Below are 13,160 nucleotides of genomic sequence, written 5' to 3' on the forward strand. Positions count from 1 at the left end.
CAGCCCCGCGACCATTCGCTATGGTCCGTGGCATGACGCCCCAGATCGGTGTGGACGGGCCGGCTTCCGATGCTCTGCTGTCTGCGGGGCGCTTCTTCACCCGCTGGGACCAGACCGCCGATCATCGGGCGGCGTTCCTCGAAGGCGGCCGCGAGGGCGATGCGTTCTACCGCGACCGGTGGAGCCACGACAAGGTCGTGCGGTCCACCCACGGCGTCAACTGCACCGGCTCGTGCTCGTGGAAGGTCTACGTCAAGGACGGCATCATCACGTGGGAGGCCCAGGAGACCGACTACCCGAGCGTCGGTCCCGACCGCCCCGAGTACGAGCCCCGCGGCTGCCCCCGCGGCGCCGCGTTCTCGTGGTACACCTACTCCCCCACCCGCGTGCGCTACCCGTACGTGCGCGGCGTGCTGCTCGAGGAGTACCGCGCTGCGAAGGCGCGCGGTAACGACCCGGTCGAGGCGTTCGGCGAGATCTCGCAGAATCCCGAGAGCCGTCGGCGCTACCAGCAGGCGCGCGGCAAGGGCGGGCTCGTGCGCGCCTCGTGGCGCGAGGCGGTCGAACTCGTCGCGGCCGGGTACGTCCACACCATCAAGGAGTACGGCCCCGACCGGGTCGCGGGGTTCTCGCCGATCCCCGCGATGTCGATGGTGTCGCACTGCATCGGCACCCGGTTCACGCAGCTCGTCGGCGGCGTGATGACGTCGTTCTACGACTGGTACGCCGATCTGCCGGTCGCGAGCCCGCAGGTGTTCGGCGATCAGACCGACGTTCCCGAGTCGGGCGACTGGTGGGATGCCACCTACCTCATGATGTGGGGGTCGAACGTGCCGGTCACCCGCACTCCCGACGCCCACTGGATGGCCGAGGTGCGCTACCGCGGCACCAAGGTCGTCACGGTGAGCCCGGACTACGCCGACAACACGAAGTTTGCCGACGAATGGCTGCCGTGCCAGGCCGGGACCGACGCCGCGCTCGCGATGGCCATGGGGCACGTCGTGCTCAAGGAGAGCTACGTCGACCGCCGCGTGCCCTTCTTCGCCGAGTTCGCCCGTCAGTACACCGACCTCCCCCACCTCGTGCGCCTCACCGAGCGCGACGGGGCGTTCGTGCCCGGGACGTTCCTCACCGCGAAGGATCTCGGCGGAGGCGCGCCCGAGGACGAATGGAAGACGGTGGTGCTGGATGCCGCGACCGGCGCTCCACGGGTGCCCAACGGCTCGATGGGGTTCCGGTACGCCGCCTCGGGCGAGGGCCGGTGGAACCTCGACCTCGAGGGCGTCGAGCCCGCCCTCTCGATCGCAGACCTGGCGGCGGAACAGCAGTCCGTCGAGGTGCTCCTTCCCCGGTTCGACTCGGCCGATGGCTCGGGCGGCGTGCTTCGCCGGGGCGTCCCCGCCACCCGCGTGGGCGGCATCCTGGTCACCACCGTCCTCGACCTGATGCTCGCCCAGTACGGTGTCGCGCGGAACGGGCTGCCGGGCGAGTGGCCGGCCGGGTATGACGACGCCGCCGCCCCGTACACGCCGGCCTGGCAGGAGGAGATCACCGGCGTCCCGGCGCAGGCGTGCACGCGCATCGCGCGCGAGTTCGCCGCGAACGCGGTCGAGTCGAACGGCCGCTCGATGATCATCATGGGCGCCGGCATCTGCCAGTGGTTCCACGGGGATGCCACGTACCGGGCGATCCTCGCCCTCCTGATCCTCACCGGGTCGATGGGGCGCAACGGCGGCGGCTGGGCGCACTACGTAGGGCAGGAGAAGTGCCGCCCGATCACGGGGTGGCTCTCGCTCGCGAACGCGCTCGACTGGTCCCGCCCGCCCCGCACGATGATCGGTACCGCGTATTGGTACATGCACACCGACCAGTGGCGCTTCGACGGGTACTCGGCCGATGCCCTCGCGTCCCCGCTCGCCGAGGGCAACCTCGCCGGCATGCACACGGCTGACACGATCGCGCAGTCCGCGCGGCTCGGCTGGATGCCGTTCTACCCGCAGTTCGACGTCAACCCGCTCGATCTCGCCGACCAGGCGGACGCGGCGGTGGCGAGCGGAGAGGCCGCCGACGCGGCATCCTACGTCGCGGCCCGTCTGCAGGCCGGCGACCTGCAGCCCGCGATCGCCGACGTCGACGCTCCCGAGAACTGGCCGCGGCTGCTGACGCTGTGGCGCTCGAACCTCATGGGGTCGAGCGCGAAGGGAAACGAGTACTTTCTCAAGCACCTGCTCGGCACGCACAGCAATGTGATGGCGTCCGACGAGGCGAGCGTGCGCCCGAACGACGTGAAGTGGCGGGACGAGATTCCCGAGGGCAAGCTCGACCTGCTCGTGTCGGCCGACTTCCGCATGACCTCGACGACGCTGCTGTCGGACGTCGTCTTCCCGGCCGCGACCTGGTACGAGAAACACGACCTGTCGTCGACCGACATGCATCCGTTCGTGCACGCCTTCACTCCGGCGATCGATCCGCCGTGGGAGGCCCGGAGCGACTTCGACCTGTTCCACGCGATCGCGGTGGAGTTCTCGGCACAGGCACGCACGCACCTCGGCACACGCCGCGACCTGGTCTCGGTGCCGATGCAGCACGACACGCCGGGTGAGACGTCGCAGCCAGGGGGCGTGGTGCGGGACTGGGCGCGCGGCGACGTCCCGGGCGTCCCCGGCAGGACGATGCCGCAGTTCACCGTCGTCGAGCGCGACTACACCGCGATCGCCGACAAGCTCGCCGCCGTCGGGCCGCTGGCGGACACGCTCGGGTTCACAATCAAGAACGTGACGTACGACGTGTCGCACGAGGTCGAGCGGCTCGCGCAGAAGAACGGGGTGATGCTCGGCGGCGCGGCCGACGGGCGCCCCGCCATGGATACCGACGTCAAGATGGCCGAGGCGATCCTGGCGTTGTCGGGCACGACGAACGGCGAGCTCGCCGCGCAGGGCTTCCGCACGCTCGAGAAGCGGGTGGGCAAGCCGCTGGCCGACCTCGCCGAGGGCTCGGAGGAGAAGCGCATCACGTTCGCGATGACGCAGGCGGCGCCCGTGCCGGTGATCACCTCGCCCGAGTGGTCGGGGTCCGAGACCGGCGGGCGCCGGTATGCGCCCTTCACGGTGAACATCGAGCGTCTGAAGCCCTTCCACACGCTCACGGGACGCATGCACTTCTACCTCGACCACGCATGGATGCGCGACCTGGGTGAGGCGCTCCCCATCTACCGCCCGCCGCTGGACCTGCATCGCCTCTTCGGCGAGCCCAGGCTCGGCCCCGACGGCGCGCAGCAGGTGGTCGTGCGGTATCTCACGCCCCACTCGAAGTGGTCGATCCACTCCGAATACCAGGACAACCTCTTCATGCTCTCGCTCTCACGAGGCGGTCCCACCGTGTGGATGAGTCCCGCCGACGCCGCCGCCATCGGCGCCGCCGACAACGACTGGGTGGAGTGCGTGAACTCCAATGGCGTGCTCGTGGCGCGGGCGATCGTGTCGCACCGCATGCCCACGGGCGTTGTGTACGTGCACCACGCGCAGGAGCGCACGATCGACGTGCCGAAGTCCGAGGCGACGGGCCGGCGCGGCGGCATCCACAACTCCGTCACGAGACTGCTGGTCAAGCCCACCCACCTGATCGGCGGCTACGCGCAGCTGTCGTACGCCTTCAACTATCTCGGCCCGACAGGCAACCAGCGCGACATGGTGGCGACGGTGCGCCGCCGGTCGCAGGAGGTGACGTACTGATGCGTGTGATGGCCCAGATGGGCATGGTGATGAACCTCGACAAGTGCATCGGATGCCACACCTGCTCGGTCACGTGCAAGCAGGCGTGGACGAACCGGGCCGGCACCGAGTACGTGTGGTTCAACAACGTCGAGACCCGGCCGGGTCAGGGCTATCCGCGCCGCTACGAGGACCAGGAGCAGTGGCGAGGAGGCTGGACGCTCAACAAGCGGGGGCGGTTGGCACTCCGCACCGGCAGCCGGCTGAAGCGCCTGCTCACGATCTTCTCGTCACCGGTGCAGCCGAAGCTCGAGGACTACTACGAGCCGTGGACCTACGACTACGAGACGCTGATCGACGCCCCGCTCGCAGACGACTTCCCGGTGGCGCGGCCCAAGTCGCTCATCACCGGCGAAGACACGAAGATCACGTGGTCGGCGAACTGGGACGACGATCTGGGCGGCGCCTCGGAGATGGGGCACCTCGACCCGATCGTGCAGCGCGTGCGGCGCGAGTCGGAAGACGCGATCAAGCTGCAGTTCGAGAAGACGTTCATGTTCTACCTGCCGCGCATCTGCGAGCACTGCCTGAATCCGTCGTGCATGGCGTCCTGCCCGTCGGGCGCGATCTACAAGCGCGCCGAGGACGGCATCGTGCTCGTCGACCAGGATCGCTGCCGTGGCTGGCGCCAGTGCATCACCGGCTGCCCGTACAAGAAGATCTACTTCAACCACAAGACGGGCAAAGCGGAGAAGTGCACGCTGTGCTACCCGCGCCTCGAGGTCGGCATCCCGACGGTGTGCTCCGAGACGTGCGTGGGGCGCCTGCGCTACCTCGGGCTGTTCCTCTACGACGCCGACCGGGTCACCGAAGCGGCGTCGACGCCCGATCCGAAGGACCTCTACGAGGCGCAGCTCGACCTGATGCTCGACCCCGACGACCCCGAGGTGATCGCGGCGGTCAGGGCGCAGGGCGACATCCCCGACGACTGGATGGATGCCGCGCGCCGCTCCCCCGTCTACGCCCTCGCGAAGACCTACCGGGTGGCGCTGCCGCTGCACCCCGAGTACCGCACGATGCCGATGGTCTGGTACATCCCGCCGCTGTCCCCGATCGTCGACCTGCTGCGCGATCAGGGCCACGACGCGGAGGCCGCGGGCACCCTGTTCGGTGCGATCGAGGCGCTGCGCATCCCGGTCGAGTACCTCGCCGAGCTCTTCACCGCGGGCGACACCGACATCATCACCGGGGTGCTGTGGCGGCTCGCGGCGATGCGGTCCTATCTGCGCGACATCACCCTCGACCGCGAGCGCGACGAGTCGATCCCCCGGGCGGTGGGCATGACGGGCGAGTCGCTCTACGCGATGTACCGGCTCCTCGCGATCGCCAAGTACGAAGAGCGCTACGTGATCCCGACCGCGCACTATGAGCGGGCGCACGAGCTCGAGGAGCTGGGCTGCTCGCTCGACTTCGACGGCGGCCCGTACGGCAATGAGGCGGGCATGTTCGGCGAGGCGAGCGGTCGTCCCGTGCCGGTGGCGGTCGAGACGTTCCACGCCCTCAAGGAGCGCCAGACCTCCGACGCTCCCGCCGGCGGGGAGTCGCTGCGGGGCCGGGTGAACCTCCTGAACTGGGACGGCAACGGCGCCCCGCCGGGGCTGTTCCCGCCGCGGGAGACCGGAGGCGGCGCGGATGCCGCGCCGGGAGGATCCTCGTGAACGCCCGGGTGGTCCATCAGGCGGCGTCGCTCTGCCTGAGCTACCCCGACGACGCGGTGCTGGGCTCCGCGCCGATGATCGGGCGGGCGCTGGAGGAGGCGGCGCCGCGGGCCGCGGCATCCTTCGCCCCTCTTCTCGCCTGGTGGGCGGAGACGCCCGCCGCGCAGGTGCAGTCGGTGTACGTCGACACGTTCGACATGTCGCGCCGGCACGCCCTGTACCTGAGCTACTGGACCGACGGTGACACCCGCCGGAGGGGCGCGGTGCTCGCCGACCTCAAGCGCCGGTACCGCGAGGCCGGGCTCGCGATCGACGGCACCGGCGAGCTGCCCGACTTCCTCCCGGTCGTGCTCGAGTTCGCCCGGCATGCGCCCCGCGAGGGGACGGCCCTGCTGCAGGAGTACCGCCCGAGCCTCGAGCTCATCCGCATCGCACTCGGCGAGCGCGGCTCGCCGTACGCCGGCGTGGTCGCCGCCGTGTGCGACACGCTTCCCGGCCGCTCGCCCGCAGACCGCCAGCAGGCCATGGCGATGGCCGCGGCCGGCCCGCCGCGCGAGTCGGTCGGGCTCGACGCACACGACCCGCGGCTCCTGCCGCTCCAGCCGGCCGGGAGACGGTGATGGAGCTGTTCCTGTGGGGGATCCTGCCGTACGTCATGGTGGCGGTGCTCGTCGGCGGCACGATCTGGCGCTACCGCTACGACCAGTTCGGGTGGACCACGCGCTCTTCGCAGCTCTACGAGTCACGGCTGCTGCGGATCGGCTCGCCGCTGTTCCACTTCGGCATCCTCGTCGTGGTGATCGGGCACGTCGTCGGCCTCGTCATCCCACGGGCCTGGACCGACGCGCTGGGCGTCTCGGAAGACATGTACCACCTCGCCGCGCTCGGCCTGGGTACGGTCGCGGGCTTCGCGACGCTCGTCGGCGTCGGCATCCTGATCTACCGCCGCCGCACCACCGGACCCGTGTTCATGGCCACGACGAAGAACGACAAGACGATGTACGTGGTGCTGGTCGCCGCGATCGTCGCGGGCCTCGCCACGACCGTCCTGAGCGTCATCGGGCCGCCGCACGAGACGACCTACCGCGAGACGGTGGCGCCGTGGTTCCGCTCGCTGTTCGTGTTCCAGCCCGACATCGCCGCGATGAGTGAGGCGTCGCTCGACTTCCAGATCCACACCGTGATCGGCATGGTGCTGTTCATGATCTGGCCGTTCACACGGCTGGTGCACGCGTTCACGGCGCCGGTCCACTACCTGTTCCGTCCGTACATCGTCTACCGCTCGCGCGACGGGCGGCCGACGACAGCCCGTGGCATCCGCCGCGGCTGGGCGCCCGTCGGCACCAGCGACCGCACCCCGGACCGCCGCGCTGCCGGGCCGGGACCGACCACCCGCAAGACAGGAGGCACCAGACGATGACGCAGGATGCCACTACTCCGGCCGCGACCCGGACGGAGGAACTGCCCGGGCGCACCAAGAACCTGCTGCTGGCGCTCCTCGCTTTCGCGATCACGTTCTGGGCGTGGAACCTCGTCGCCCCGCTCGGCGTGCAGTACACGGCGGAGATGGGCCTCAACCCGACACAGGCGTCGCTGCTCATCGCGACGCCGGTGCTCGTGGGATCGCTCGGCCGAATCCTCACCGGGGCCTTCACCGACCGCTTCGGCGGGCGGCTGATGTTCACCATCCTCACCGCGGCCTCCGCCGTGCCCGTCGTCCTCGTCGCCCTCGCCGGCGTGTGGGGGTCCTATGCGCTGATGCTCGCGTTCGGCTTCCTGCTCGGCATCGCGGGCACGACCTTCGCCATCGGCATCCCGTTCGTCAACGCATGGTACGAGCCGGCGAAGCGGGGCTTCGCGACCGGCCTGTTCGGCGCCGGCATGGGCGGCACCGCGCTGTCGGCGTTCTTCACGCCGCGCATGGTGGCGTGGTTCGGCTACGTGCCCACGCACCTCATCATGGCCGGGGCGCTGCTCGTCGTCGCGCTCATCGTGTGGCTCTTCATGAGGGACTCGCCGCGATGGAAGCCCAACACCGCACCGGTCGCGCCGAAGCTGGCCGCAGCCTCGAAGCTCGCGGTGACCTGGCAGATGGCGTTCCTCTACGCTGTGACGTTCGGCGGGTTCGTCGCCTTCTCGACCTACCTCCCCACCTACCTCAAGGAGGTCTACGGGTACGACCTCGCCGACGCCGGCGCCCGCACCGCGGGCTTCGCGATCGCCGCGGTGATCGCCCGGCCGATCGGCGGATGGCTGTCGGACCGCATCGGCCCGGCGACCGTGCTCAGCATCTCGCTCGGCGGCGCGGCGGTGATGGCGGTCGTGATCGCGCTGAAACCGCCACCCGAGCTGGCGGCCGGCACTGCGTTCGTTCTCATGGCGCTCGCGCTGGGTCTCGGCACCGGTGCAGTCTTCACCTGGGTCGCCCAGCGCGCACCGGCGGAGAAGGTCGGCACGGTGACGGGGATCGTCGGTGCGGCCGGAGGGCTCGGCGGCTACTTCCCACCGCTCGTCATGGGCGCCACCTACAACGCCGAGACCCACAGCTACACGATCGGACTCGGCCTGCTGTGTCTCACGGCGCTCGTGGCGCTCGGATTCACGATCTTCCTCGCGCGGCGGGGACAGCGCCCCGCCTCATAGGCTGTGCGCCGTCAGGACCGGACGGCGATCTCGTAATGCACGAACCCGGTGTGCGTCGCGACCCGGTCGTAGAGCGCACGCGCGGTCGTGTTCGTCTCCTGCGTGAGCCAGTACACCTTCGCCGCGTCGTGCTCCTGCGCCCACTGCTCGACGTGCGCGATGAGCGCGCGTCCGGCGCCGGCACCGCGCGTGGCGGGAGCGACGTAGAGGTCCTCGAGATACACGTAGGGCGCCGCCGACCAGGTGGCCGGGTGCGTCAGCCAGTGGACGAAGCCGACGAGGAGCCCGGCGTCGTCCTCGGCGACCGCGCCGTGGAGAGCGAACTGCGGATCCAGCAGCCGGTGCCACGTCAGCGCGGTCTGCTCGGCCGAGAGCTCGGACTCGTAGAAGTCGACGTACCCACGCCAGAGGGGCAGCCAGGCGTCGTGGTCGGCGGGTGCGATCGGTCGTATCCGGGTCACGAGTCCCGAGGGTACCCGTTGCGGCACCCGGAGCGCGCCCGGGCGGCCCGGTGCTCCGGGTGGCCGCCGTCAGGGTGCGGCGAGTCCCGACTCGATGAGCTCGGCGCCGGCGTGGGCGACTTCGGCGAGCGCGGCCTCGCTCGATTCCACGGCCACCCCGGCGACGAGGTCTGTGAGGATGCGCACGTGCCGGCCGTGCTCGATCGCGTCCAGCGCCGACGCTCGCACGCAGTAGTCGGTCGCGATGCCGGCGATGTCGACGTCCACGACGCCGTGTTCCTCCAGCAGGCGGGCGACCGTCTCGCCCTCGTCTGTGGTGCCCTCGAACAGCGAGTACGCGGGCGCTCCCTGACCCTTCTTCACGTGATGCGTCACGGCCGAGGTGTCCAGCTCCGGGTGATACTCCGCGCCTTCCGTGCCGCTGAGGCAGTGCACGGGCCACGTGTCGACGAAGTCCGGCTCGGGATGGAAGTGGCCGCCGTTGTCACCCTCGGCGTGATGCCAGTCGCGGGACGCGACGATCACGGCGTACTCCTCGGCATGGGTGACGAGGTACTCCGAGATGCGTCGGGCGACGGCATCCCCGCCCTGAACGCCGAGGGCCCCACCCTCGGTGAAGTCGTTCTGGACATCCACGATGAACAGCGCCTTGCTCATGCGTCGAGCGTACGCCGGTATTCGCCTCGGGTGAGAGCGTGTCCGTCGTCGGTGATCAGCTCGGGGTCGGTCTGAGCGGGAAGCACCTCGTCGGCGTCGGCCGCCCCAGGACCCCGCTCGGCTGCGGGCATCCCGCTGCCGTCCATGGGAGTGACGGATGCCTCCGCCGCGGTCTCCGGTCCCCTCCGCCACAGCTTCGACGGCCACCAGATCGCCCGGCCGATGTCGTACGAGAGCGCGGGGACCAGCAGCGAGCGCACCACGAAGGTGTCCAGCAGCACGCCGAATGCGACGATGAACGCGATCTGCGCGAGGAAGAGGATCGGGATGACCCCGAGCGCCGCGAACGTCGCCGCGAGCACCAGCCCGGCAGACGTGATGACGCCGCCGGTCGCCACCAGCCCCCGCAGGATGCCGGGGCGCGTGCCGTGCACGAGGGACTCCTCTCTCACGCGGGACATCAGGAAGATGTTGTAGTCCACGCCCAGCGCCACGAGGAACACGAAGCCGAACAGCGGCACGGCCGGGTCTGCGCCGGGGAACCCGAAGACGCTGTTGAAGACGAGCGCGCTCACGCCGAGCGCCGTCGCGAAGGACAGGATCACGGTGCCGATGAGCAGCACCGGCGCCAGGATGGAGCGCAGCAGCAGCATCAGGATCAGCAGGATGACCGCCAGCACGACGGGGATGATGACGGTGCGGTCCCGCGTGGAGGTGTCGTTGGTGTCGATGTCGGTGGCCGTCTCGCCGCCGACGATCGCCGTCCCCGCGCCGAGGGCGTCGTCGAGGTCAGCGCGGAGCTCCCGCACCCGGTCCTCGGCGGCGACGGAGTCCGCAGCATCCGACAGCGTCCCGATCACGAGCACGTCGCCGTTCGCGACGGTCGCCTGCGGGGCGGCGGTTCCCGGGGGCCCGACCGCCGTGAGCACGGCCTCGCCGTCCTCGACCGCGACCGCGGCCTGACCGGTCGGCGAATCCTCGGAGGCGACCGCCACGGAGTCGATGCCGTCCGACTCCTCGAGCACCTGCACGGTGTCGGCCAGGTCGGCGCCGGAGACGATGACGTAGACGGGCGAGCCGGAGCCGGCCGGGAAGTGCTCGGCGAGCACCTCCTGGCCATCGCGGGCCTGGGACTCTCCCAGCACAAGCTCGCTGGTCGAGACCCCGTCGGCCTGAAGCTGCGTGATTCCGAACGCGCCGGCCAGCAGAGCGATCGTGCAGGCGATCCACACCGTGCGGGCGTGGCGCGCGACGAAACGAGCCTGACGCGGCCAGAGCCCCCGCACCGGCTGCGTGAGGTCGTCGGGGATCATCGCCAGCGGCTGCTTCGGAATGAACGGCCAGAACGCCGCACGTCCGCACAGCGCAAGGAGCGCCGGAAGGAAGGTCAGCGCCGACAGCACCGAGAAGGCGATGCCGATCGAGGCGATCGGGCCGAGAGCGCGATTGGTGGCCAGATCCGACAGCAGCAGGCACAGCAGGCCGGCGATCACGGTGCCGCCGGAGGCGAGAATCGGCTCGACCGATCCGCGCCACGCCGCCAGCGCGGCATCCCACTTCTGCATCCCGTCCGCGATCGCCTCGCGGAAGCGGGCGACGTAGAGCAGCGCATAGTCGGTCGCGGCGCCGATCACCAGGATGAAGAGGATGCCCTGCACCTGGCCGTTGAGGACCACGATGCCGGCGTACGCGAGCCACCAGACGGTCAGCAGCGCCGCGCACAGTGCGAAGACGGAGGTCGACAGCACCAGGATCGGGAGCAGAGGAGACCGGTACACCACGACGAGGATGAGGAAGACCGCGATGAGGGCGACGGCCAGAAGCAGCCCGTCGATGCCCAGGAAGCCCTCCACGAGATCGGCGGTGAAGCCCGCAGGGCCGGTGACCCATCCCTCCAGGCCCTCGGGCAGGTCTTCGGCCAGGAGCGTCCGGATCTCTGCGACCACCTCGCCCACCTCGGCCGACGAGTCGATCGGCACGAAGACCTGCACCGCCTCGCCGTCCTCGGACGGCACCGGCGGCGAGACCTCGCCGGCGACCGCGTCGAGCTGGGCGACCTCTTCCACGACGGACTGGACCTCGGCGACGTCGTCCTCGCTCAGCTCGCCGTCACCGGTGACGACGACCACGGCGGGGATGCTCTCCTCGCCCAGGAAGTCGGCGAGCCGCTCGTTGACCTTGGTGGCGTCCGCGCTCTCGGGCAGAAAGGTCGAGCGGTCGTTCGACGACACCTCATCGACCTTGCCGAAGTACGGGCCGCCCACCGACCCGGCGGCCAGCCAGATGAGGGTGAGGACAACCGGGATGCCGATACGCAGCCAACGGGAGGGACCGCGGCGAGCCGCCTTCTTCGCGTGCATGTCGCTAGCTTATCTAGCGAAATGCCGATCCGGCGACTTCGGACGGATGTGACACCTAAGCTGATTCGCGATGATCGCCGCCGCCGTCGCCCTGGTGGGCGCGTTGACCTACGGTGCGGCCGACTTCCTCGGCGGGCTCGCCGCGCGACGAATCAGGCCGGTGGTCGTCACCGCCGTCGCCGCCTCCACCGGCCTGGTCGCGCTGTCACTCATCCATCCTTTGATCGGCGGGGAGGCCACGAGCGTCGACGTGGCGTGGGGTGTCGCTGCCGGCGTGCTGAGCGCCATCGGGATCGGACTGCTGTACGCGTGCCTCGCGATCGGCCCCATGAGCATCCTCTCGCCGCTGACGGCCGTCGTCTCGGCTGTGGCGCCCATGCTGTGGGGACTGCTCGTCAAGGGCGACGCGCTCGCACCGGCCGGCTACGCCGGACTGGCGGTCGCCCTCGTCGCCGTGGTGCTGGTGGGCTTCGTCCCCGGCGAGCGGATCGTGCGGCCGAGCACCCGCGGACTTGCGATGGCGATCGGCTCGGGGCTCGGAATCGGCGGGTTCCTCATCGCGGTCGATCAGACCTCGACCGGCAGCGGTCTGGTGCCGCTGCTCGCCGGCCGGGCGACCACCGCCGTGATCGCCGGCGCGGCGATCGGCCTCCTGGCCGTCGCGGCAGCACACCGAGGGGCGACGACGCGCCTTCTCATCGCACCCGCGGGCGCGAGCGCCCCGAGCAGACCCCGGGCGTGGCTGCTCGCGCTGGCCTGCGGCGTCGCCGACGCAGCCGCCAACGCGCTCATCCTGCTCGCGCTGAGGACGGGCGAACTCGCCGTGGTCTCCGCGCTGACCGCCCTGTATCCGGCGGGGACCATCCTCCTGGCGTCGGTCGTGCTGCGCGAGCGGGTCGCGGCGATCCAGTGGGCTGGATTGACTCTGGCGCTGGTGGCCGGGGGCCTGCTCGCCGTCGCCTGACCGCCCGCCATCGCCGCCCGCCGGCCCGCCGCGGGACTCAGCCGCGGAGGAAGAGCGCGATGAGCGAGGTGGCCACCGCGACCACACCCAGCGCGAGCAGGCCCATGGCCAGCCGAGCGACCGCGCGGACCGCGGGCGAGCCCTGGGTCAGGCGCATCCGGTCGAGGGTGCCCCGCCGCACGAAGACGTCCGCCGTGTCGGCGTCGCCGATCGCGTGCTCCTGCTCGTGGGTGAGGTGCGCCACGCCGACTCCCCCCTCGTCGTCGAACCAGCGCGCGACACGACCGTGCGGCGAGTCCTCGAGGACGGCCCGGGCAGGCACCCAGGTTCCATCGAGGAGATACATGATCAGCGCCACGCCGGCCAGAAGGGCGCCCAGGCCGAATCCGATCCACGAGAAGATCTCGGCGAGCGCGTCGATCGCCTGGGGCACCGCACCACCGTCCTTCGGAGACGGAAAACGGCCGCCGTGGCGGCCGCTTCCGGTTCTGAGCCACCTAAGGGAATCGAACCCTTGACCTATTCATTACGAGTGAATCGCTCTGCCGACTGAGCTAAGGTGGCGCGCCTCGCTTGCGCGATGCACAAGCAACGATCTTACAGGGTCGCGCGAGTGGTCGCGAACCATGCCCCTGCCGCGCCGCGGG

10 protein-coding genes and 1 tRNA gene are annotated in these 13,160 nt (G+C 70.5%); 6 read left to right on the forward strand and 5 right to left on the reverse strand.

Features of this window, described 5'->3' with window-relative positions:
* Positions 1-32: 32 nt before the first annotated feature.
* The 5 genes from IR212_RS11375 to IR212_RS11395 are packed head-to-tail and all read left to right on the forward strand — an operon-like array spanning position 33 to position 8,071.
* Entirely contained in the window at positions 33-3,731 is a 3,699-nt protein-coding gene (locus IR212_RS11375) for a nitrate reductase subunit alpha (RefSeq protein WP_194396026.1), read from the forward strand.
* Positions 3,731-5,428, forward strand: coding sequence for a nitrate reductase subunit beta (gene narH / locus IR212_RS11380; protein WP_194396027.1), 1,698 nt, complete (start codon positions 3,731-3,733; stop codon positions 5,426-5,428). The genes IR212_RS11375 and narH overlap by 1 nt, the downstream gene beginning before the upstream one ends.
* Positions 5,425-6,048, forward strand: coding sequence for a nitrate reductase molybdenum cofactor assembly chaperone (gene narJ / locus IR212_RS11385; RefSeq protein WP_337907597.1), 624 nt, complete (start codon positions 5,425-5,427; stop codon positions 6,046-6,048). The genes narH and narJ overlap by 4 nt, the downstream gene beginning before the upstream one ends.
* Positions 6,048-6,848, forward strand: a complete 801-nt coding sequence (narI, locus tag IR212_RS11390; protein WP_194396028.1) for a respiratory nitrate reductase subunit gamma — start codon at positions 6,048-6,050, stop codon at positions 6,846-6,848. The genes narJ and narI overlap by 1 nt, the downstream gene beginning before the upstream one ends.
* Positions 6,845-8,071, forward strand: a complete 1,227-nt coding sequence (locus tag IR212_RS11395; protein WP_273542094.1) for a nitrate/nitrite transporter — start codon at positions 6,845-6,847, stop codon at positions 8,069-8,071. The genes narI and IR212_RS11395 overlap by 4 nt, the downstream gene beginning before the upstream one ends.
* An 11-nt stretch (positions 8,072-8,082) precedes the next feature.
* Here IR212_RS11395 and IR212_RS11400 read toward each other — a convergent pair whose 3' ends face one another.
* From IR212_RS11400 to IR212_RS11410, 3 genes are all read right to left on the reverse strand, one after another.
* Positions 8,083-8,532 (reverse strand): GNAT family N-acetyltransferase, encoded by a 450-nt coding sequence (locus IR212_RS11400; protein ID WP_194396029.1) that lies wholly within the window; start codon positions 8,530-8,532, stop codon positions 8,083-8,085.
* 69 nt (positions 8,533-8,601) lie between these two features.
* Positions 8,602-9,189, reverse strand: coding sequence for an isochorismatase family protein (locus IR212_RS11405; RefSeq protein ID WP_194396030.1), 588 nt, complete (start codon positions 9,187-9,189; stop codon positions 8,602-8,604).
* Positions 9,186-11,549: an MMPL family transporter gene (locus IR212_RS11410; RefSeq protein ID WP_194396031.1), complete on the reverse strand. Its 2,364-nt coding sequence runs from the start codon at positions 11,547-11,549 to the stop codon at positions 9,186-9,188. Before IR212_RS11410 ends, IR212_RS11405 begins: the two co-directional genes overlap by 4 nt.
* 70 nt (positions 11,550-11,619) lie before the next feature.
* Between IR212_RS11410 and IR212_RS11415 the strand changes: the two genes are divergently transcribed.
* The gene (locus IR212_RS11415) at positions 11,620-12,513 is read left to right on the forward strand and encodes an EamA family transporter (protein ID WP_194396032.1); all 894 of its coding nucleotides are present in this window, start codon (positions 11,620-11,622) and stop codon (positions 12,511-12,513) included.
* Between the two features lie 37 nt (positions 12,514-12,550).
* Here the strand turns inward: IR212_RS11415 and IR212_RS11420 are convergent, their stop codons facing one another.
* On the reverse strand, positions 12,551-12,946 hold the full coding sequence (locus IR212_RS11420) for a hypothetical protein (RefSeq protein ID WP_194396033.1): 396 nt from the start codon (positions 12,944-12,946) through the stop codon (positions 12,551-12,553).
* A 58-nt stretch (positions 12,947-13,004) separates the two neighbouring features.
* A tRNA-Thr gene (locus tag IR212_RS11425) sits at positions 13,005-13,077 on the reverse strand.
* Positions 13,078-13,160 lie beyond the last annotated feature (83 nt).

This window comes from Microbacterium atlanticum, from assembly GCF_015277815.1.
Taxonomy (GTDB): Bacteria; Actinomycetota; Actinomycetes; order Actinomycetales; family Microbacteriaceae; genus Microbacterium; species Microbacterium atlanticum.